This window comes from Hymenobacter algoricola (assembly GCF_039539525.1).
Lineage (GTDB): Bacteria > Bacteroidota > Bacteroidia > Cytophagales > Hymenobacteraceae > Hymenobacter > Hymenobacter algoricola.
Genome location: NZ_BAABDH010000112.1, coordinates 39,050 through 57,997 on the forward strand (window position 1 = coordinate 39,050; position 18,948 = coordinate 57,997).

20 protein-coding genes are annotated in these 18,948 nt (G+C 64.2%); 4 read left to right on the forward strand and 16 right to left on the reverse strand.

Annotated features, from left to right (window positions below; translation table 11 throughout):
- Positions 1-10: 10 nt before the first annotated feature.
- From ABD842_RS19600 to ABD842_RS19625, 6 genes are all read right to left on the reverse strand, one after another.
- Positions 11-268, reverse strand: coding sequence for a hypothetical protein (locus ABD842_RS19600; protein ID WP_345117599.1), 258 nt, complete (start codon positions 266-268; stop codon positions 11-13).
- Positions 269-403: 135 nt separating this feature from the next.
- Positions 404-1,138: a LytR/AlgR family response regulator transcription factor gene (locus ABD842_RS19605; protein WP_345117601.1), complete on the reverse strand. Its 735-nt coding sequence runs from the start codon at positions 1,136-1,138 to the stop codon at positions 404-406.
- Positions 1,135-2,223, reverse strand: coding sequence for a sensor histidine kinase (locus tag ABD842_RS19610; RefSeq protein ID WP_345117603.1), 1,089 nt, complete (start codon positions 2,221-2,223; stop codon positions 1,135-1,137). Before ABD842_RS19610 ends, ABD842_RS19605 begins: the two co-directional genes overlap by 4 nt.
- Before the next feature lie 72 nt (positions 2,224-2,295).
- Positions 2,296-3,255 carry an alpha/beta fold hydrolase gene (locus ABD842_RS19615; RefSeq protein ID WP_345117604.1) on the reverse strand — a complete coding sequence of 320 codons (960 nt, stop codon included), beginning with the start codon at positions 3,253-3,255 and terminating at the stop codon, positions 2,296-2,298.
- 306 nt (positions 3,256-3,561) lie between these two features.
- Positions 3,562-3,882 carry an outer membrane protein assembly factor BamE domain-containing protein gene (gene bamE / locus ABD842_RS19620; protein ID WP_345117606.1) on the reverse strand — a complete coding sequence of 107 codons (321 nt, stop codon included), beginning with the start codon at positions 3,880-3,882 and terminating at the stop codon, positions 3,562-3,564.
- A 9-nt stretch (positions 3,883-3,891) separates the two neighbouring features.
- Positions 3,892-4,200, reverse strand: a complete 309-nt coding sequence (locus tag ABD842_RS19625; protein WP_345117608.1) for a hypothetical protein — start codon at positions 4,198-4,200, stop codon at positions 3,892-3,894.
- A 186-nt stretch (positions 4,201-4,386) separates the two neighbouring features.
- On the opposite strand from ABD842_RS19625, the gene ABD842_RS19630 reads away from it, so the two are divergent.
- Positions 4,387-4,848: an energy transducer TonB gene (locus ABD842_RS19630; RefSeq protein ID WP_345117610.1), complete on the forward strand. Its 462-nt coding sequence runs from the start codon at positions 4,387-4,389 to the stop codon at positions 4,846-4,848.
- 24 nt (positions 4,849-4,872) lie between these two features.
- On the opposite strand, the gene ABD842_RS19635 is transcribed toward ABD842_RS19630, so the two are convergent.
- Together ABD842_RS19635 and ABD842_RS19640 are read right to left on the reverse strand one after the other, a co-directional pair.
- Positions 4,873-5,421, reverse strand: coding sequence for a hypothetical protein (locus ABD842_RS19635; protein WP_345117612.1), 549 nt, complete (start codon positions 5,419-5,421; stop codon positions 4,873-4,875).
- Positions 5,422-5,504: 83 nt separating this feature from the next.
- Entirely contained in the window at positions 5,505-6,284 is a 780-nt protein-coding gene (locus tag ABD842_RS19640) for a DUF2490 domain-containing protein (protein ID WP_345117614.1), read from the reverse strand.
- A gap of 138 nt (positions 6,285-6,422) precedes the next feature.
- Between ABD842_RS19640 and ABD842_RS19645 the strand changes: the two genes are divergently transcribed.
- The gene (locus ABD842_RS19645) at positions 6,423-8,522 is read left to right on the forward strand and encodes a TonB-dependent receptor family protein (protein WP_345117616.1); all 2,100 of its coding nucleotides are present in this window, start codon (positions 6,423-6,425) and stop codon (positions 8,520-8,522) included.
- A gap of 106 nt (positions 8,523-8,628) precedes the next feature.
- On the opposite strand, the gene ABD842_RS19650 is transcribed toward ABD842_RS19645, so the two are convergent.
- The 3 genes from ABD842_RS19650 to ABD842_RS19660 form a co-directional block, all read right to left on the reverse strand.
- Positions 8,629-9,249, reverse strand: coding sequence for a hypothetical protein (locus ABD842_RS19650; RefSeq protein WP_345117618.1), 621 nt, complete (start codon positions 9,247-9,249; stop codon positions 8,629-8,631).
- Between the two features lie 233 nt (positions 9,250-9,482).
- On the reverse strand, positions 9,483-9,746 hold the full coding sequence (locus tag ABD842_RS19655) for a hypothetical protein (protein ID WP_345117620.1): 264 nt from the start codon (positions 9,744-9,746) through the stop codon (positions 9,483-9,485).
- Between the two features lie 35 nt (positions 9,747-9,781).
- Entirely contained in the window at positions 9,782-10,243 is a 462-nt protein-coding gene (locus ABD842_RS19660; protein ID WP_345117622.1) for a hypothetical protein, read from the reverse strand.
- A 199-nt stretch (positions 10,244-10,442) separates the two neighbouring features.
- Here ABD842_RS19660 and ABD842_RS19665 point away from each other — a divergent pair, with 199 nt between their 5' ends.
- The gene (locus tag ABD842_RS19665; protein ID WP_345117624.1) at positions 10,443-10,727 is read left to right on the forward strand and encodes a GNAT family N-acetyltransferase; all 285 of its coding nucleotides are present in this window, start codon (positions 10,443-10,445) and stop codon (positions 10,725-10,727) included.
- 160 nt (positions 10,728-10,887) lie between these two features.
- Here ABD842_RS19665 and ABD842_RS19670 read toward each other — a convergent pair whose 3' ends face one another.
- The 3 genes from ABD842_RS19670 to ABD842_RS19680 all read right to left on the reverse strand — a co-directional run bounded on the left by ABD842_RS19670 (position 10,888) and on the right by ABD842_RS19680 (position 14,491).
- Entirely contained in the window at positions 10,888-13,209 is a 2,322-nt protein-coding gene (locus ABD842_RS19670; RefSeq protein ID WP_345117626.1) for an endonuclease, read from the reverse strand.
- Positions 13,210-13,433: 224 nt separating this feature from the next.
- Positions 13,434-13,949: a fasciclin domain-containing protein gene (locus ABD842_RS19675; protein WP_425553213.1), complete on the reverse strand. Its 516-nt coding sequence runs from the start codon at positions 13,947-13,949 to the stop codon at positions 13,434-13,436.
- Positions 13,950-14,275: 326 nt separating this feature from the next.
- The gene (locus ABD842_RS19680; protein ID WP_345117628.1) at positions 14,276-14,491 is read right to left on the reverse strand and encodes a hypothetical protein; all 216 of its coding nucleotides are present in this window, start codon (positions 14,489-14,491) and stop codon (positions 14,276-14,278) included.
- A gap of 303 nt (positions 14,492-14,794) precedes the next feature.
- On the opposite strand from ABD842_RS19680, the gene ABD842_RS19685 reads away from it, so the two are divergent.
- Positions 14,795-15,142 carry a hypothetical protein gene (locus tag ABD842_RS19685; protein ID WP_345117630.1) on the forward strand — a complete coding sequence of 116 codons (348 nt, stop codon included), beginning with the start codon at positions 14,795-14,797 and terminating at the stop codon, positions 15,140-15,142.
- 157 nt (positions 15,143-15,299) lie between these two features.
- On the opposite strand, the gene ABD842_RS19690 is transcribed toward ABD842_RS19685, so the two are convergent.
- Together ABD842_RS19690 and ABD842_RS19695 are read right to left on the reverse strand one after the other, a co-directional pair.
- The gene (locus ABD842_RS19690) at positions 15,300-16,532 is read right to left on the reverse strand and encodes an NADP-dependent isocitrate dehydrogenase (RefSeq protein WP_345117631.1); all 1,233 of its coding nucleotides are present in this window, start codon (positions 16,530-16,532) and stop codon (positions 15,300-15,302) included.
- A gap of 207 nt (positions 16,533-16,739) precedes the next feature.
- Positions 16,740-18,860, reverse strand: a complete 2,121-nt coding sequence (locus ABD842_RS19695; RefSeq protein ID WP_345117633.1) for a glycoside hydrolase family 97 protein — start codon at positions 18,858-18,860, stop codon at positions 16,740-16,742.
- Positions 18,861-18,948 lie beyond the last annotated feature (88 nt).

Genomic DNA, 18,948 nt, shown 5'->3' on the forward strand with positions numbered 1-18,948 from the left:
GAAGCCGGGACTAAGGCCGCGGGTTGTTGTTGTACTTGTATTTTTTGGGGGCATTGGTTGTGCCGGTTTTGTAAGGGTTGCGGGCATTCAGATCAATGCCCAGCCCTTCGCCACGGGTTTTCTTGTACTTGGCCTTGTCATTGGGACGGCGCGCCGACTGGGTAGAGGCGGCTTTGTATTTGCGCGGGCTCTGCGTGACGGTATCGTGGCTGCAGGAAGCGCCGCCAATGAGCAGCACGCTCAGAGCAAGTAGGTAACGGAATTTCATACGGAGAAAGGCCAGGTGAGAAGTGCGGCCCGGGGAGGCCAGTCGGCTAAAAGTTTGTACTGGATGTAAGACCAAAAAGATACAGTCTCCGTTCAGCGGCGCCGAAAAAAACGGCTGCACAAACCATGCCGCCGCTCACAAGCTCAGCAGTTCGCGAAACAGCACCGACTGCTTGCGCGATACCTCCACCTCCGGTCCTTCCCGCAGCTTGATTTTCAGGGTATTGCTAAACCAGGGCGTGATGCTTTCCACCCATTTCAGGTTGATGATCTGCTGGCGGTTGGCGCGAAAAAACACTTTGGGGTCGAGGCGGGCTTCCAGATGCTGCAGGGTGCGCGGAATCAGGGGGCGGTGCTGCTCAAAGTAGATCTGGGTGTAGCTGCCGTTGATTTCGAACAGCCTCACATCGGCCAGGCGCACAAACCAGCACTGCTCCCCGTCCTTGACGAACACCTGATCCTGGGCCGTGAGCGGGGCCGCGGCCGGCTCCGCAACGGGCGCGGCAACCGCCGCCGGCCGGGCCAGCCGGGCGCGGGCTTTGCCGAGGGCCGTGGCCAGCCGGGCTTCCATCACGGGCTTTACGAGGTAGTCGAGGGCGTTGGCCTCGAAGGCGCGCAGGGCGTATTCGTCGTAGGCGGTGGTGAAAATAACCTGGGGCGCCGCTTCCAGCGAAGCCAGCAGTTCGAAGCCGTTCTGCCCGGGCATGTGGATGTCCAGAAACAGCAGCTCGGGGCTTAGGACCCGGATCTGGAGGCGGGCTTCGTCGGCGTGGCGGGCCTCGCCCACCACTGTTACGTCGGGAAAGGCCTGCAGCAGCCGGCGCAGCTCGGTGCGGGCCAGCCGCGAGTCGTCGATAACCAGTGCCGTCATGCCAAAGCCAGTTGGGGAAGGAGCGGCAGGTGCAGCTCGGCCACCACGGTAGCCGGCGCGGCCGCCGAGTTGCCCACCCGCAGCCCGGCCCGGGCGCCGAACAGCAGGTTCAGCCGCTCCTGGGCGTTGCGCAGACCCACGCCCGCGTGGTCCGGCGCGGGAGCGTAGTGGCCGGTGTTGGTGACGGTGATGCGCAGCGCCTCAGCGGCCGGGTCGAGGCGGGCGGTCAGGGTGATGCGGCCGCCCCCGGGCCGGGGCGCAATGCCGTGCTTGATGCCGTTTTCGACCAGCAGCTGCAGAGTCATAGGCGGAATGAGCACCTGCAGGGCCGCCGGGTCGGCGTCGATGGTGTAGCTCAGGCGCTCTTCCAGCTGCACGGCTTCCAGCTCGAGGTAGTGGGCCACAATTTCCAGCTCCCGGGCCAGGGGCACCTGCTCGGCACTGTTGAGCTGAATGGAGTAGCGCAGCAAATCCGACAGGTGGGTTATCATGTCGCGGGCCCGGGCGGGGTCTTCCGTGACCAGGGCGCGAATGTTGTTGAGGCCATTGAACATGAAGTGCGGATTGATCTGGGCCTTGAGGGTACGCATCTCGGCTTCCCGCACGGCGGCGCTGAGCTTCCACTTGTCAATTTCGGCCTGCTTGTAGCCGTCGAGGTAGTGCAACCCAAAATACAGTGCCGACCACATCCAGAGTACGAAGTTGGTGTTCATCACGTAGCCGCTGAACTGCGCCCAGCCGTACTGCTGCCCGCTGCTAGCATATAGCCGCACCACATACACCAGCAGCACCCAGATAACCACTTGGCTTAGTACGGACGTCAGCGCAGCGGCCAGCAGCACCCGGGGCAGCAGGCGGCCAATGGGCAGGCGTACCCAGCCGTGGTGCTTGATGTAGCGCCGCAGCAAGTGGCTGGCAACGAGCAAGGTGCCGGAAATGCAGGCTTCCAGAATAATGATTTCGCTCAGCGGCTGCCGGTGGGTTCGGGGGGCAAACAGCAGGTAAAGCAGGGTGCCGAAAACGCCGAACAGGCCCCAGCCCACGAGCTGAAGCGTCCAGTAGAGGCGGGGGCGGGGAGCAGACATAGGCGCAGATTACGGATTTTGCGGCACATCCTCCAGCCGGGCCGCCGAGGTAAGGCAGCCCGGCCAGAGTAGCTAGGGGCGGCTTTTCGAAACCTTGACCGCCCCGGCCGCAGTATTCTGCTTGAGAAAAGCGTCGGCCTGGGCGAAAAACCACTGCGTATCGTCCCACATCAGAAAGTGCTTGCCGGCCGCCGACATTTCGATGCGGTGCTGGGGCAGCCTGGCATACTGCTGGGCGAAAATGGCTTTGGTGCTTTCCTTGGTGGCACCGTACTGCTGGTAGGCGGCCCAGGCCCCCAGCACCAGCGTGGGCTCCTGAATGCGGCCCAGCTCGGGGCGCAGGTCGGTGGTCATCATGTCGTACATGGCCTGGGCCACGGTCGGCGCGTCGGAGGCCTGGCCCCAGCGGGTGGCCTGGCTGATGCGGGCCGTATCGGTGATCAGACCGGCCACCATCTGGCGCTGGGCGGCCGGGGGCAGCTTGCCCTGGCTCATCTGCCGGCGCATGCCTTCCGCCATCGGCCTGGCTTGCTCCGCCGTCAGGGCCGGGTTTTGCACGGCCGCCATGAAGGGCAGCGAATCCAGAATTACCAGCGGCCCTACCGCTTCGGGCCGGGTCACGCTCAGCCACAGGCCCAGAAAACCACCCAGGCTGTGGCCGATGATGACCGGCTTGGTCAGCCGCTGGATTTTGAGATAGGTCAGCAGCTGGTCGCGCACGTTGAGCAGCAGCGCCTGGGTGCTGGCCGCGGCCGGCGCGCCGCCGAAGCCCGCCAAAGAAATGACGTGGCACTGGTACTGCCGCTGGTAGTGGGCCACGGTTTCGTCCCACACCGCGCCGGGGCAGGTCAGGCCCGGAATCAGCAGCATGGGCTGGCCCTGACCTACCACCCGCACCGTGAAGTTGGGGTGAGCGGCGGCGTTGTCGGCCGCGGGGGCAGGGCGGCCGGCGGGAGCAGCCACGGCGGCCAGCGGTGCCAGGGCGAGCAGCAGGGCGGCGCAGAGGGGGCGAAGGGAAGCAGCGAGTTTCATAGGGTGGCAAGGGTTGGCGTGAAAGGATAGACCAAACCTAGCGCGGCCCCGGGCCGGATGAAAAGAATTTTGGGCGAACGGTCAATAACCCCGGTAACGGGCCGCAAAGCCGGCTGAATGGCCGGCTGGTTCGGGTAGCCGCCTGAGCCGGCAAAAGCCCGGCCCCGGATAACCGGTCCGCTCATTCAACGCCAAAAGCCCTTTGCCGGCGGGCGGCAAAGGGCTTTTAGAGACGCAGGGTATTGCAGGCGTGTCTGCGGCCGGGCCCGGCTCAGAACGACGGGCACCCTCCCGCGGCGGGCCGGGCTAGTTGCCCGTGGGCCGCTCGCTGCCCGAAGCCTGCGGGGCGCAGGCGGTGGAAGCTACCTTACCGTCGGCCCCAAACTGGATACGGATGGGCTGGGTATCGGTAGCGCTGCCGAACAGGTACGACCAGGTTGTGCTGCCCGCCGCCGCATCCTCGCCCGTGGGGGCTCCCATGAGGCGGCGCACCTGCTCCTGGCTCATCCCGACTTCAACCTTGGCGCAGTTCTCGGCATTCTGAAAGCTTTCCTGCGCCGTACAGCCGGGCATCAGCAGCAAAGCCGCCGCCAGCGTCAGCAGCGGAACGAAATTTTTGGTCAGCATAAACGTAGCTTAAAGGATGTTGCGCAGATCGTCGCGCAGGTTGTCGATGCCACGGCGGATTTCGTCCCAGGCCGTGGTGGGGCGCTCGGGCGAGGTGGTGCCGGGCGCAGTGCGGGGGCCGAGCAGGGTGGCCAGCTTGGTGCGCTTGGCTTCCAGGGCGGCAATGTGCTCGTGGTAGGTGTTCTGGGAAGTAGCCGTGGTAGCGTGGGCGCGGTTCTGCAGCGTTTTGATCTTGCCGTTCAGCTCGTCCAGGGCCAGGCGCAGCTCTTCCTCATTGAGATGCTGGGGCACGCGTACGTTTTCGGGAGTGGGAGTCATGGAAAGGTGGGCTAACCGAAGCCATCCGGCCGGCTTCGGGGGGATTGGCTTTAAAGTACTGCATTTGCGCGGAAAGGATGCGGCCAATGTTACCAACATATCCGCAACACAACCATAATGCAGGCGTTACGGATGAGCTTTTGGTGGGGCATACCTTTGACTGTGTGTTTACTAAAGCCCATTTCCATGCTCCGCCTCCTACTGCTGCTTCCAGTCCTGCTGCTTACGGCCGAAGTGGGAGTGGCCCAGACCGCGGCCCTGGTAGCCACCACCGACAGCGGCACCAGCGCGGCCCCCGCGGTAGCGCCCCCGGCCGCACCGGCCGCGCCTGTGCTCTACCACGCGGCGGAGCAGATGCCCACCTTTCCCGGCGGCGACGCCGCTTTTGCCAAATTCCTGCGGGCCAAAATCCAGTACCCTACCGAAGCCCTGAGCCACGGCACCTCGGGCAAAGTCCACGTGGGCTTTATCGTCGACGAACAAGGGCACATCCTCGACGCCCGGGTGGTGAAGGGCCTGGGCTTCGGCCTCGACGAGGAAGCCCTGCGCCTGGTGCGCATCATGCCCTGGTGGAATCCGGGCCGCATTCAGGGCCAGCCGGTGCGCGTGGCCTACACGCTGCCCATCGTCTTTCGCGCCCTGGATTGACTTACCAGCGGCCCACTGCCCGCCTCAGAAGGCTTTCGGCACGCCCAGCTCCCGGGCCAGCGGTGCCGCCGCCGACTCGTAAAGCCGGGTCAGGAGCTGGTTGACGGCTTCGGCCAGCTCCAGGTGGTAGTCGGCGTGGAGCTTTTCGGTCTGGCGCAGCGCGTCGTGGGTGCGCTTGGCCAGGTGCTGAAGCAGGGGCTGGGTAGGGCCGTGCAGCCGGCTCACCACCGCGGGCTGGTGCTCAAATACGCGGTTGAGCAGGCGCAGCGTCAGCTCCACTTCGCCAAAGGCATCGTCGGTGATGCGGGCGTGGTAGCTGATGCGGCTCTGCAGCTGGCGCAAAATGACCAGCAAGTCGTTGGGCGTCTGGTGGAAGCCGCGCACCGGGTCGTCGATCTGGGTGCGCAGGTGCTGGCGGCGGTCGGCCAGCGCGTCGGGGCCTTCGAGCAGGCGGTAGCTGAGCTGCTCGGTGAGCACCGCGTCCTGGCCCACGAGGCGGGCCAGCAGCTGGTCTTTTTCCTTCTGGGGCAGGTTGAACAGGGCTTTGCGCAGATCGGGCGGCAGGGCGGGCATACCACGAAGGTAGCGAGCTTCGCCCAACAACAACCCAAGCCTTGTTAGCTCCCCACAGTCCTTGTTACGGCCTCACCACCGGGTTATTTCCCCAGCGTCAGGTCGTAGGCCAGCCCCAGGCGGAAGCCGTGGTTGAACTCGAAGACGGGCAGGCCGGACACGGGCTCCGGCGCGGCGTGCTGGGTTATCTGATTCAGGTAAAGCAGCTCCAGGCGAAAGTTGTCCTGCACCTGGTAGCCCAGCCCGCCCGCAATCCGGTTCTGGTTGAACACCCGGCTTACGTGCTGCCCGAAGCTGAGGAACACCTCATCAAAGCCCGTCAGGTACCACTCGCCGGCCTCCACCCGCGGGCCCTGCAGCGGCAGGGTGGCGGCCAGCTGGTAGCGGATGCGGTTCTGGTACTGCCAGCTTTGCACGGCCCGCCCCCGCCCTTCGGCCAGCTGCCCCACCCAGCGCTGCTCGAGGCGCAGGCGCTGGTCCAGGGTGAGGCGGCCCAGCGTGTCGCTGAGCTGCACGTCCTGGTAGAGGCGGTGCTCCGGGAAAGGCACACCGGTGTCGGCCGTGGGATAGTCGCCGTAAACGTGGGTGGTCAGGTGGGTGTAGCCCCCGCCCAGCGTGAGGCGGGGCCCCACCTGGCAGGCCGCTCCCAGCCGGGCCAACGACTGCTGCCAGTCCCGGATAAAGCCCACCCGCCGCCACTGATACTCGGTGTGGATCGTCCAGCGCGGCCCTAGGGCGTGGTCGCCTTCGTACACGTACCAGCCGATGGCATTCGCGTCGCGCACGCGCTGCGCCTGACCCAGGGCCGGCAGGGAGCTGAGCAGCAGCAGCAGCGCGCCACTGAGGAATTTGGGGAACACCATGCCTGTAAGACGAGGGGCAGCGGCTGCAGGTTAGAAAACCGCGGATTTACGAAGCCTGCAACCGGCACCCCGCGGTAGTCAAAGATGAACCTCCCGCCCGCTTTCCCGTTCGGACCAGTACCGACCTGATGCTCTTCTATGCTCCCCCGACTTCTTCTGTTGTTCACGCTGCCGCTGCTGCCGGCGTCCCTACTCGCCCAGACGGCCGCCCCCGATACCACCCGGCCGGTGGCGCTGCCCGAGGCCACGGTGGTGGGCTACGGCCAGAACCTGCCGCTGCGCCGCACGGCCGCCAGCGTGGGCGTCGTCGATGCCCGTACCCTGGACCGCTTCAGCCCGGTTTCCCTCACGGCCGCCGTCAATACGCTGCCCGGCGTGCGGCTGGAGGAGCGGGCCACGGCCAGCTACCGGCTCAGCGTGCGCGGCAGCACGCTCCGCTCTCCCTTCGGCGTACGCAACGTGAAGGTGTACTACCACGATATTCCCTTCACCGACGCCAGCGGCAGCACTGCCCTCAACCTGCTGGACGTGGCCAGCCTGGGCCGCATTGAGGTGCTCAAGGGTCCGGCCGCCAGCGGGTACGGCGCCGGAACCGGGGGCGCGGTGCTGCTCAGCAGCCGGCAGCCTACCCCGGGCGAAACCCGGGCCCAGGCGGGCTTTGTGGCGGGCAGTTTCGGGCTGCGGCGCTATTCCGCGGCCGTGGAAACCGGCACTGCCGCCACCAGCCTGCGGGTGAGCTATGCCCATCAGGCGGCTACCGGCTACCGCGAAAACAGTGCCCTGCTCCGCGACGTGCTGACCCTCGACGGCGAGTTTCGGCCCTCCGACCAGCGCACCGTCTCGGCCCACGTGCTGTATTCCGACCTGAGCTACCAGCTGCCCGGCGGCCTTACCCGGGCGCAGTTTGAGCAGAACCCGCGGCAGGCCCGCCCCAGCACGGCGGTGGCTCCGGGCACCGTGGCCCAGCAGGCGGCCTACGCCTCGCGCACGGCCCTGGTAGGCCTCACGCACGAATACCGGTTTACGCCCGCTGTTACCAACCAAACCACGCTCTACGTAACCGGCGGCGCCATTCGCACACCTTTCCTGGTCGATTATGAGCGCAATACCACCGTGGGCTGGGGCGGCCGCACGGCTTTCAGCTACCGCACCACGGTGGCGGGACGCAGTCTGCGGCTGCGGGCCGGCGGCGAGTGGCAGAGCAGCTTCGAAAGCTCCCGCAACTACCAGAACCGCGCCGGTACGCCGGGGCTGCTGCGCTACGACGACGAAATCCGGACCAGCACGGGCTTTGGCTTCGCGCAGGCCGAGCTGGAGTTGCCGGCGGGGCTGCTGGCCACGGTGGGCGGCAGCTACAACCGCCTGGCTTACCGCATTGCCCGCGTCTCGGCTGCGGCCCTGAACCCGGCGGGCTACGAGTTTCGGCGCGACTTCCGGCCGGTTGTGTCGCCGAGGGTGGCGCTGCTGAAGGAAATTACGCCGCAGATTTCGGCTTATGCCAGCGTGAGCGGGGGCTTCTCACCGCCGACGGAGGAAGAAATCCGGCCTTCCGACGGCAGCCTGAACCGGGAGCTGCAGGCCGAGCGCGGCACCAGCTACGAAGTAGGCACCCGCGGGCAGCTGCTCCGGGGCCGGCTTACCTTCGACGTGGCCGCCTATGAGCTGCGGCTGCGCCAAACCATCGTGGTCCGCTCGGCGGCGGGGGGCGCCAGCCTCTTTTCCAACGCGGGCACCACCCGGCAGCGCGGGGTAGAGGCGGCCCTGAGCGGCTGGCTCTGGCAGCCGACCGCACCGGCCAGCGGTTCTGCCGGCGCCGGCCTGCGGGCCTTCGCCAGCTATAGCTTCAATCAGTACCGCTTCGGCCGCTACGAATCCGGGGGCAACGACTTCAGCGGCAACCGCCTGACCGGCACGGCCCCCCACACGCTTACCACCGGCTTCGACTGGGCCGAAAAGCGGGGCTTCTACGCCAGCCCTACCGTGGCCCACCAGGCGCGGTTGCCGCTCAACGATGCCAACTCGGAGTACGCGGCCGGCTACTGGACCTTTGGGGTACGGGCCGGGTGGCGCCGCCCGGCCCGCGGCCACCTGCAGACCGACGTATTTGCGGGCCTCGACAATGCCACCGACCGGCGCTACAGCCTGGGCAACGACCTGAACGCGTTTGGCAGCCGCTTCTTTCAGCCTGCCCCGGGCCGCAATTACTACACGGGCGCTCTGGTCGGCTGGCGGTGGTAAGCCCGAGGAGAAGATGGCTCGACCAATGGGAAAAGTATACTAAAAAGCGGGCCGATGGCTATCCGCCATCGGCCCGCTCAGGGTCTATTGCTCTTCTGCACCAACGCTACGGCTGCGTAGGGCACAGCACGTAGCCTTTGCTGCTGGTACCATCGACGAAGTTCTCGTTGATACTGGACAGAGCCTCGTTCAGTTGCGAATACGTGAAGGTTGTCGTTACGCCCAGCGGATTGACGAAGCTAAGCTTGCCAGCCCCCACGGCTGCATCGGCAATGGTCATCAGGTCAGTGACACGCACGCCGTTGAAGATGCCGCCACTGATTCGGGTGAAGGCCAGGTTGATGTTAGAGGGGGCGAAATTGGCGTCTTCCAAGTCAAAGTAGATGTTGAGCTTGAGAGCTACCAGCTGCCCTATCAGCACGTTGATCTTCTGATCCCAGATCTGCGCGTCTTCTCCGCTAAAGGTCAGCGCGGCCGGCGTGCTGCCCTGGGGTAGAAATTTTTCGATGCCCTGCGAGGTCGTAAAGCGGAGGTAGTAGGTGTTGGGCAATCCGCCCACGCTGCCGACGACCAGGCCTGATGGGAACACTTTGAGGAAATTCGCATCCCGGTACGTGCCGGGGTTTTTGCCCTTGGCTACCGTTCCCCAGCCACCCTGGGTTTGGGTGCGCAGCTGGTCACAGGGGACGCAGGGACAGGAGTTGTCGGCAATACCAACAGCGGCCATAGGGTCCGTTTTTTCTTGTTTTTGACAGCTCGTTGCAACAAGCAGGCACAGGGCGAGAAAAAGGTTGGAGTGTTTCATGAGCATTGGCTTTAGTGTTTAAACTAAATTTATTATTTAAATATTTACAAAACAAATAGAATATTTTGTTCGGTATATATTGTCGCAAAAAAGCTGTGCCAACCCAGGGAACCCAGGTTGGCACAGCTTTTTACTTCGGTGAAAAGGCAGTAAGCTTAGCGGTTGTTGTCGTCAATCGAGTTATTTGACTCGATGATGATGTTGTCGACCGGGTCGCCGGTGGTGCCGGGGTCGGCACCTTTGCTCACGGTGTCGTCGGGAATGCCGGTGGTTTCGGCATCGAGCTGGGCGGAGGTGTCGAGGGTGCCTTCCTCGTCGCGCTTGTAGGTATACAGCTCGTCGTGGTGCTTCTGCTGCTCGGGGCTCATCTTGGCGCCGTCATTCTGGGGGCCGGTGGTATCTTTTTTCTGCTTGTCCATCAGGAAGGAGGTTAAAAGTGGTGGTAGCTGACGGCTTAGCTCAGGGTGTTGTCGTTGGCGTCTTCGGCCGAGTGCTCGGTGCGGTTGGCTGGCTCGTCGGTTTCCCAGTTGCGGGTGCCGCCGCCGTAGCGCGGGTCGTCCTTCTTGTAGGCTTCCCGGCTGTCTTCTTCCGAGGCGTTATTGGTGGCCCGCACGGCCGCCGTGTCCAGGTTCTGCGGGGCGCCGCCGCGCTGCTCGGGCGCTGCCGTGCTCGGGGCCGCCACACCGTGGGGCGTAGCGTCGGTGGGGCGGGCAGCCGTGGCATTGGGGGCCCCGGGCTCGTGGCCGAAGTCGCCGTAGGCGGGAGTACCGGAAGGCGCCGCCGGGGCCGAGTCGCCGGCGCGCTTTTCGCCTTCAACGTGGTTTTCGGCCTTGGCGTCCTTGTCGGTCGACTTGGTGCGGAACTCGCTGAACTCGTCCGGATTATCGTTGCTGCCGTCGTTAGGGTTGTGTGCCATAGTAGGAGGTAAAAGAAAGTAGGAGTGATGGGCGGGAAAAGTGCCGTGGTGCTTTCGTGTACGCAGAAACCCCCGGATTGGCTGCCCCGGGTTCGAAAAACCGTTTTCCCGGCTCCGGCGCAACCTCGCCGCCGGTGGCAGAGTTAAAAGCAGGCGGCTGCCGCTGGTGGCGGAGCATTCTTTTCATCCTTCTCAGCGCATGAACCCGACCCTCACCCACAACCAGGACGAGCAGGCGTTTTACGCCTCCCAGCAGGGCTACGAGGCCGAGCTAACCTACTCCCGCCCGGCCGACAACGTTATTGACTTCACCCATACCTTCGTAGACGAGCAGCTGCGGGGCAAGGGCGTGGGCGAGCTGCTGGCCAAAACCGCGCTGGCCTTTGCCCGCGAGCAGCACCTGCGCGTGCGCACGTCCTGCTCGTTTGTGCGCGGCTTTGTGGAGCAGCACCAGCAGGAGTACCAGGACCTTCTGGACCAGTAGCTGCCCTGCTGGTAGCTGCCTGGCCGCTCAGGCCTTACCGGGTCGCCTGCGGCTTCCCGCGGGTTGTAAACCGGGCTCCACCGGTGCCGGGCGGACCAGCAAAAAGCCCGGGCTCCACTGCTGGAGCCCGGGCCATTTGCCTAGCCGGCGGCGGGGCTGATCAGGGGCGCACAGCCACGCGGCTGGTGTAGCGCACCCCATCGACGGTCACGCGCACCGAGTACAGGCCGGCCGGCAGGGCCGCAACGTTCAGCGTCGCGGCGTCGGCTCCGCTCAGGGGCTGGGTCAGCATCAGCACCTGCTGGCCCAGGGCATTGTAGAGGCCGATTTCGGCGGTGTGGCGGCCGCGCAGGCCGGGAACACGCACCTGGAAGGCTCCCGCCGTCGGGTTGGGATACACTGCCAGGCCGGTGCCCAGCGGGGCGGCTTTGGGGGTACCCGTAACCAGGCAGGCCGAGCTGGTGTAGAGGCCGACGTTGGTGAAGACATCCACGCCGAGGCTCTGCCACTCGCCGGCGGCCTGGGCCCAGCGGGTGTTGCCGTGGCCTACCGTGGCTTTGCGCACCAGCGTGTTGTTGGTAGTGCTGCCGCCGCCCGGAATCACCCAGCCCGTACCCGTCGGCTGCTGCCCGATAACGCCGATAACGTCGATGGTGTCGGTGCCATCGAACAGACCCAGCGCATCGTCGCCGTTGAAGAAGGTAATGTTTGAGGTGACGTTGGCCTTGGCCAGCACCGGCGCGACCGAGCCGGCATTGGCAATGACGTAAACGGCGCCGGGGTTCAGCATGCCGGTCAGGGCCTGGGTAGACGTGGGCGTCGTGGCGCCGTTGGCAAACAGGTCGACCCGCAGGCCGGCCAGGTTGATGATGTCGGGGGTAGGGTTGAAAATCTCGACGTACTTGGTATTGCCGGTCGATGACTCAGCGTACTCCGAGAAGTACAGGTCGGAGCAGCTGGTGCCGGCCGGGGCCTGGTCGTCGTTCAGGATGCTCAGCGTGTGGGTGCTGTTCAGGCTTAGCACGGCGCCGCCCGTGGTGGGCGTACCGAGCTGCAGGCGCACGGTTTCGTTGGACTCGGGCGTGACGTCCCCGCTCACCGTGATGGTCACGGGCACCGTCTGGGTGGCCTGGCCGGCGGCGAAGGTGACGCTGGTGGTATTCAGCACGTAGTCCGTCGCGTCGGCGGTGGTGGCGGACGTGACTACCGTGACGGGGATGGTGACGGCGGCCGAGGGGGCACTGCCGGTCAGCGTGACGTTGGCGGTGTAGGTGGTCGTGCCGGCGTCGCCTTCGGTAATGGTGCCCGTGGCCGAAGCAAAGGCAATGGTCGGGGCCGGGCCGTCGTCGTTAGTGATGGTCAGCACGTGGCTGGCGGGGCCGCCGATGGCCGCGCCCGAGCTGGCGTTGAGCAGGTTCAGCTGCACGGTTTCATCGGCCTCCGGGGTCGTGTCGCCGTTCACCGTGATGGTGACGGTCTGAGTGGTCTGGCCGGCGGCAAAGGTCAGCGTCTGGGCTGAGAAGAGGTAGTCGCTCGGCGTCAGGGCCGTCGAGTTGGCGGCATCGGGAGCCACCTGCACGGTGAGGGCCGCGGTGGGGGCCGGGGTTACCGAAACCGTCACGGTATACGGCTTGGTGCCGGTGTTGCCTTCGGTGGTGGTACCGGTAGCCGTAGCAAAGCTAAACGTGGGCTGGATGGTGAAGCCCCAGGCGCGGGCTACCAGGTCGGGGTAGGCAATGTAGGGGTTGAAGTTGCCCTGGCTTTTGGCGGCCCGGCGGTTCCGCTCCCGCTCGCGCGCATCAACCGGGTCGCCCAGGTGCCACTGGTAGAGCGTGTTGAGGTCGGCCAGGGCCGCAATTACCTCCTTGCCGGGGTCAAACGACTGGCCCTGGTGCATGGTGTAGAAGTAGAAGGCGGCGCGGGCCAGGTTGCCTTTGTGGTCTTCGCGGGGCTCAAACATGGTGTTCGTGTCCTCGCTCCACTCGTCGATGTTGGCGGCAGGAATAGCGGCCTGGGCCACCGTGCCGCGCATCCAGAGCTGGGTGCTGGCGTCGGCGATTTCGCCGAACGGGTCACTGCCGCGGTTGGAGTTCCAGGTGTCGTAGGTGGGGTAGAGGTGGTGAATATCGGCCTTCATGCGGCTGACCTCATTGAACCAGGACTGCGGAATGCTGTGCTCACAGTTCAGGCGGCCCACGTTGCTGGTGCTGGTGGCCGTCGAGTCCAGGGTTTTGGGCACCGAGTAGCCCGAATACACGCAGGTAAGCTGGCCGTTGTACACGTCCACGTAGTTGTACATCTTGCCCCGGGCCCGGTCGTAGCCCAGATCCACCCGCTTGCCGTCGTACCAGTTCTGGACCAGCCAGGTTTTCAGCGTCTGACCCTGCAGGGTAGTGGGAGGGGCCGCGGGCATTACTTGAGCCGTAGCGGCCGTGCTCAGGCCCAAAACGGCCGCGCAGGCCCAGGCGAAAAAGTGCTTCATGTAGGGGTGGAGAAGGGGGAACGAAAAAACGCCTCTAAAGGTCGGAAAATTACGGCGTAGATGCGCTATGCGGCTGGCGCTCTGCCGTCAGGGAAGTGCGCTTTAGCCGGTGAAGGGCCCAATAGTCATCAAAGCGTAACCTGGAACCCGGCCTGAAAACAAGAAAAGCCGACCTGAGGGGGTCGGCTTTTCGCTAAGCGTCGGGTGCCGGAGCACCGCGCAAATTACTTGGTTGGCATCAGTACCGTGTCGATAACGTGGGTTACCCCGTTGCTGTCGACGATGTTGGGGATGGTAACCGTGGCCATGCCGCCTTTCGCGTCGCGCAGCATCACGGAGCCACCCTTCTTCATAACCGTCAGCATTTCGCCTTCCACGGTGGTCAGCGTCTGACCGTCCTTCAGGTCGGCCGCCATCAGCCGACCGGGTACCACGTGGTAGGTGAGGATGGTGGTGAGCTTGGCTTTGTTTTCGGGCATCACCAGCGTGTTTACCGTCCCGGCGGGCAGCTTGTCGAAGGCCGCGTTGGTAGGGGCAAACACGGTGTAGGGACCCGCGCCCTTCAAGGTTTCAACCAGGCCGGCCGCCTTCACCGCCGACACCAGCGTGGTGTGGTCGGTGGAGTTAACGGCATTATCCACGATGTCTTTGTCGGGCACCATCATGGCGCCGCCGACCATTACACCGGCCGAGCTGCCCATGGCCATGTCACCAGCCATCGGCTTGGTCTTGGCTTTCATCTTGCTGCCATCATCGGCTTTGCCTTTCATCTTGGTTTTGCCGTCGTCGCCCACCTTGGTTTTCGACATCATGCCGTCGGCCTTGGTTTTGGTCTTTTCAGAGTCCGACTTCGACGACATGCTTTGGGCCAGGGAGGCGGAAGCAGTGCCCAGACTGAAAATGGCGGCCAAGGCAAAAGTGGAAATCAAGTGCTTGTTCATAGGAGGGAAGAAAGGGTGAGAATTTATCTTACTGTCGGGCTATACGGCACAAGGTCGACAATGGATTCGGCCGGCGCTGAGCAAAGCCCCGCGAGGGCCGCCGGCCGGAACCCGGATTCCGAATCCTAGTCTTCCATCGCCGAGCCTTCGGCCTGGGTGGCAAACCAGGTCAGAATGGCGTTGGTGTCGTGGGGGTTGCCCTGCCGGAGGTAACGCATGGCAGCCAGCTTCCAGCCCTGAAACATTTCCGGGCGCTGCCGCCGGTTGCGGATTCGGTTGGGGTGGGCCTGCAGCCAGTGGTTAACCAGGGTGCGGACGCGCTTGTTTTCAGGGTTTTCCATGAGCAGGAGGGGAATGAAGAAGCGTCTAACTTCTTCTAAGATAAATGAAATGCCGCAGACCCGCACCACTGTCACAGCAGCCGGCAGATTGGCGGGAGTAAAATCTGGCAAGATGCTTAAACGGCAGTAGTTTGTCTCGTAAAAAATCATAGTAAAAGAAAAATATAGCCCGGCTATTTCGTGTCACGATTTGCTTGAAAAAGGCCTTTCATCAAAGGCCGCAATTGCCTTGCTTTACTTACTTTCCATCCTTCTTTTCTTCAAACCATTCCGCCGGAGTGTCTGGCGCTGGTATCCTTTTCTATGGTTCCACTCCTGAAACAAACCAGCCTGACCGCCGTCGGCTTTGCCCCCCTGGGCACCACCGGCCAGCCCGCCTACCAGGCTTCTGCCCAACCCGCCGCCTACATTCCACCCAGCGAGATACGCTACGTGCACACCTGCCAGGCCCAGGACGGGACACAGCTGTACGTGTACTCCTGGCTCGATGCCCCGGGCTACCTGCTCTCGACGCACCCGCACATCACTTCCCTGAGCCACATCATCGCCGAGCTGGACACGGATGATGTGCAGGCCCTGCAAGCGGCGGTCAACGATTTTTTCCTGCGCCACGCCGGGGCCTACGACCATCCGGCCATCGGCAGCAACTGATGGCCCCGGCGCCCCGCGCATGGGCAGGAGAAACTCTGCAAAGTGGCCCGTAGGTCAGCAGGGGCTGCGGATGCCCAGAGCTGCGTAGGTAGGTGGTAAAGCCAAAAAAGCCTATCCGGGAACCGGACAGGCTTTTTTAGGGCAGCTGGAGGCAGGATTACTTGCCCAGCTTGCGCTTCAGGTTTTCGTCCAGCGCCGCCAGGAATTCCTCGGTGTAGAGGTAGTCGCGGCCGTGCTCCACCTTGTTGCCGTGGATGCAGACGGCTAGGTCCTTGGTCATCTTGCCGCTTTCCACGGTTTCGATGCACACGGCTTCCAGGGCTTTGCAGAAGTCAATCAGCTCCTGGTTCTGGTCCAGGATGCCGCGGAACTCCAGGCCCCGGGTCCAGGCGAAAATGGAGGCAATGGGATTGGTCGACGTCGGCTTGCCGGCCTGATGGTCGCGGTAGTGACGCGTAACGGTGCCGTGGGCGGCTTCGGCCTCCATGGTGCTGCCGTCGGGCGTGACCAGCGTGGAGGTCATCAGGCCCAGGGAGCCAAAGCCCTGGGCGACGGTGTCGCTCTGCACGTCGCCGTCGTAGTTTTTGCAGGCCCACACGAAGTTGCCGTTCCATTTCAGGGCCGAGGCTACCATGTCGTCGATCAGACGGTGCTCGTAGGTGATGCCGGCGGCCTTGAACTTGGCCTGGTAGTCCTGCTCGTAGATTTCCTGGAAGATGTCCTTGAAGCGGCCATCGTACTTCTTCAGAATGGTGTTCTTGGTGCTCAGGTACAGCGGCCAGCCTTTCATCAGGGCCTGGTTGAAGCAGGCGTGGGCAAAGCCGCGGATGGACTCGTCGGTGTTGTACATGGCCAGGGCCACGCCGTCGCTCTTGAAGTCATACACGTTGAACGACTGCACTTCGCCGCCGTCTTCGGGCGTGAAGGTGATGGTGAGCTTACCCTTACCCTTGGTCACGAAGTCGGTGGCCCGGTACTGGTCGCCGAAGGCGTGGCGGCCGATGCAGATGGGCGCGGTCCAGTTGGGCACCAGGCGGGGCACGTTGCTCATCACGATTGGCTCGCGGAACACTGTGCCGTCCAGAATGTTGCGGATGGTGCCGTTGGGCGACTTCCACATCTGCTTGAGGTTGAATTCCTTGACCCGCTCCTCGTCGGGGGTGATGGTGGCGCACTTGATGCCCACGCCGTACTGCCGGATGGCGTTGGCGGCATCGATGGTCACCTGGTCGTTGGTTTCGTCGCGGTACTCAATGCCCAGGTCATAGTACTTGATGTCCAGCTCCAGGTACGGGGTTATCAGCTTGTCCTTGATGAACTTCCAGATGATGCGCGTCATTTCGTCGCCATCCAGCTCGACGACCGGATTTGCTACTTTGATTTTTGTCATTTCTAACGGGTTGGATTTGGTGGGTACTGGGTTGTTCCGCGGCGCCTGTGCGGCGCCGGCTGGGGTATACGGCCGGGTAGGCCAAATGTCCCGGAACGAAGCCCCCAAAGTAACACATTGGGGCTTTGGCCGGCTGAAAAACCACCAGAAAGCCCCCGGATACCGCAGAAAGGCCCGGCGGCTAGGCGGTTAAGACCAGTCCGCCACTCATTTTCCGGCCGGCTTAAAGCTCACTGCCGCCCCGCCGCCGGGGGCCAGCAGCAGTTTCAGCACGGTTTTGTGGTCCACCTGCTGCCGGCGGATCTGGTAGGCCATCGGGTTCTGGTCCCAGCTGGCGCCTTTGCCGTCGGCGTAGATGGTGGCCTCATACTGCCGGCCCGGAGTCAGGAAATCGAGCTTCACGCTTTGCGCACGGGCGTTTTCGTCGGTGATGGCGCCCAGGTACCACTCGTCTTTGCCCTTGGCTTTGCGCACCGTGGTGATGTAGTCGCCGGGCTCCGCGGCCAGGATGCGGGTGTCGTCCCAGTCCACGGCCACGTCCTCGATAAACCGGAAAGCGTCGAGGTGCTGCTCGTAGGCTTCGGGCAGGTCGGCGGCCATCTGCAGGGGCGAGTACATGGTCACGTACAGGGCCAGCTGCTTGGCCAGGGTGGTGTGTACCTGCCGGCCTTTATTGCGCGCCGGGTTCCAGTCGTCGAGCTTGATCTGGAAGATACCCGGAGTGTAGTCCATCGGGCCGCCCATCAGGCGGGTGAAGGGCAGGATGGTTTCGTGCTCGGGTGGGTTGCCGCTGCTCCAGGCGTTGAACTCGTTGCCCCGGGCCGCCTCGTTGGCCAGCCAGTTGGGGTAGGTGCGGTGCAGGCCCGTGGGCCGCACCGACTCGTGCATGTCCACCATAAGGCGGTGGTCGGCCGTGAGCCGGGCCGTACGCACGTAGTGGTTCACCATCCACTGCCCGTCGTGGTGCTCCCCGCGGGGGATGATGCGGCCCACGTAGCCGGTTTTTACGGCCGCGTAGTGGTGCTCCTGCATAAAGCGGTAGGCGGCCGGCTGCCGCCGCTCGTAGTTGGTGACCGACGAGCTGGTTTCGTGGTGCATCATCAGCTGCACCCCCTTGCCCTGGGCATACTGCTGCAATTCGGCCACGGCAAAGTCGGGGTAGGGCGTTACGAAGTCGAAGACCTCCTCTTTCCAGTTGTTGGCCCAGTCTTCCCAGCCCACGTTCCAGCCTTCCACCAGCACGCTTTGCAGGCCATGGGCGGCGGCAAAGTCGATGTAGCGCTTCACGTTGGCCGTATTGGCCCCGTGGTGGCCGTTGGATTTAAGGGCGTTCCAGTTGGTGTCGGCCAGCTTGAGGTTGGTGGTGTCGGCGTAGTTCCAGCTGGCCTTGTTGACGTGCATCTCCCACCACACGCCCACGAACTTCTGGGGCTGAATCCAGCCCGTATCGGTGAGCTTGGGGGGCTCGTTCAGGTTCAGGATCAGCTTGGAGGCCAGCACGGCCGGGGCATTGTCGGCCACCACGATGGTGCGCCAGGGCGTGTGCTCGGGCGCCTGCAGGTAGGCTTTGGCCCCCGTGCCGCTGGCATCGGGCACGAGCTGGCTGCTCAGGCCGAAGGTTTTCGGGTCTACGTTCAGCATCAGGGCCGGGTAGTTGACCAGCGCGGCCTCGTGGAGGTTGACGTAGAGCCCGTCGTCGGACCTGAGCATCAGCGGCGTCTGCACCCGCCGGGGCGCTGATTTGAGCTGGATGGCCTCGATGCCGGCGCTGTTGACCTCGCTCAGGCGGGTAGTGGAGTAGGTATATTCGTTGGAGTCGTAGTCGCCCGGAATCCAGAAGGCCTTGTGGTTGGCGGGCAGGTTGAACTCGGTGTGCTCGTCCTGCACCGTAAAGTAGGCCAGCGAAGGCTGGGCGGGCACCTCGTAGCGGAAGCCCACGCCGTCGGCAAATACCCGGAAGACTAAGTCGAGCCGGCGGCCGGTGGCGGCCGGCTGGCGCAGGTGCACCGTCAGCTGCTGGTAGTGGTTGCGGATGCTCCTGACCTCGCCCCACACCGGCTGCCAGGTGTCGTCCACCTCCGTTACCTCACTGCCCAGCAGCACCAGTGGCCCATCGAACCCTTTGCCATCGGCAAAGGCCAGTCCCAGGCGGGAAGGCAGGATAACCGGCTTCGGGCCGTAGAAAACGGCGTAGCTGGGGCGGCCGTCCGGGGCCAGGGCAAACTGGAGGCTCACTTTATCCTGGCGGGCCGTCAGCGGCGCGCGGGCCTGGGCCGCGGCCTGGTAGCTGGCCGTCAGCAGGAGCAAAAGCAGCAGAAGGTTTCTCATGGGCAGGGGGCCGCAGTACCGGCGGCGGCGGAATCGGGCAAAATGCCAGCGGCTAAACCACGGGCGAGTAGCCGTAGCTTCACCAAAT

What these genes read in the sequence shown, in the direction of transcription:
- ABD842_RS19615 (WP_345117604.1), bottom strand. Translation starts at nt 3,255, where the DNA reads ATGAAACTCGCTGCTTCCCTTCGCCCCCTCTGCGCCGCCCTGCTGCTC.
- ABD842_RS19680 (WP_345117628.1), bottom strand. Translation starts at nt 14,491, where the DNA reads ATGGAAAACCCTGAAAACAAGCGCGTCCGCACCCTGGTTAACCACTGG.
- ABD842_RS19695 (WP_345117633.1), bottom strand. Translation starts at nt 18,860, where the DNA reads ATGAGAAACCTTCTGCTGCTTTTGCTCCTGCTGACGGCCAGCTACCAG.
- ABD842_RS19635 (WP_345117612.1), bottom strand. Translation starts at nt 5,421, where the DNA reads ATGCCCGCCCTGCCGCCCGATCTGCGCAAAGCCCTGTTCAACCTGCCC.
- ABD842_RS19625 (WP_345117608.1), bottom strand. Translation starts at nt 4,200, where the DNA reads ATGACTCCCACTCCCGAAAACGTACGCGTGCCCCAGCATCTCAATGAG.
- ABD842_RS19675 (WP_425553213.1), bottom strand. Translation starts at nt 13,949, where the DNA reads ATGAAAGCCAAGACCAAGCCGATGGCTGGTGACATGGCCATGGGCAGC.
- ABD842_RS19630 (WP_345117610.1), top strand. Translation starts at nt 4,387, where the DNA reads ATGCTCCGCCTCCTACTGCTGCTTCCAGTCCTGCTGCTTACGGCCGAA.
- ABD842_RS19690 (WP_345117631.1), bottom strand. Translation starts at nt 16,532, where the DNA reads ATGACAAAAATCAAAGTAGCAAATCCGGTCGTCGAGCTGGATGGCGAC.
- ABD842_RS19670 (WP_345117626.1), bottom strand. Translation starts at nt 13,209, where the DNA reads ATGAAGCACTTTTTCGCCTGGGCCTGCGCGGCCGTTTTGGGCCTGAGC.
- ABD842_RS19660 (WP_345117622.1), bottom strand. Translation starts at nt 10,243, where the DNA reads ATGGCACACAACCCTAACGACGGCAGCAACGATAATCCGGACGAGTTC.
- ABD842_RS19610 (WP_345117603.1), bottom strand. Translation starts at nt 2,223, where the DNA reads ATGTCTGCTCCCCGCCCCCGCCTCTACTGGACGCTTCAGCTCGTGGGC.
- ABD842_RS19605 (WP_345117601.1), bottom strand. Translation starts at nt 1,138, where the DNA reads ATGACGGCACTGGTTATCGACGACTCGCGGCTGGCCCGCACCGAGCTG.
- ABD842_RS19665 (WP_345117624.1), top strand. Translation starts at nt 10,443, where the DNA reads ATGAACCCGACCCTCACCCACAACCAGGACGAGCAGGCGTTTTACGCC.
- ABD842_RS19685 (WP_345117630.1), top strand. Translation starts at nt 14,795, where the DNA reads ATGGTTCCACTCCTGAAACAAACCAGCCTGACCGCCGTCGGCTTTGCC.
- ABD842_RS19640 (WP_345117614.1), bottom strand. Translation starts at nt 6,284, where the DNA reads ATGGTGTTCCCCAAATTCCTCAGTGGCGCGCTGCTGCTGCTGCTCAGC.
- ABD842_RS19655 (WP_345117620.1), bottom strand. Translation starts at nt 9,746, where the DNA reads ATGGACAAGCAGAAAAAAGATACCACCGGCCCCCAGAATGACGGCGCC.
- ABD842_RS19600 (WP_345117599.1), bottom strand. Translation starts at nt 268, where the DNA reads ATGAAATTCCGTTACCTACTTGCTCTGAGCGTGCTGCTCATTGGCGGC.
- bamE (WP_345117606.1), bottom strand. Translation starts at nt 3,882, where the DNA reads ATGCTGACCAAAAATTTCGTTCCGCTGCTGACGCTGGCGGCGGCTTTG.
- ABD842_RS19645 (WP_345117616.1), top strand. Translation starts at nt 6,423, where the DNA reads ATGCTCCCCCGACTTCTTCTGTTGTTCACGCTGCCGCTGCTGCCGGCG.
- ABD842_RS19650 (WP_345117618.1), bottom strand. Translation starts at nt 9,249, where the DNA reads ATGGCCGCTGTTGGTATTGCCGACAACTCCTGTCCCTGCGTCCCCTGT.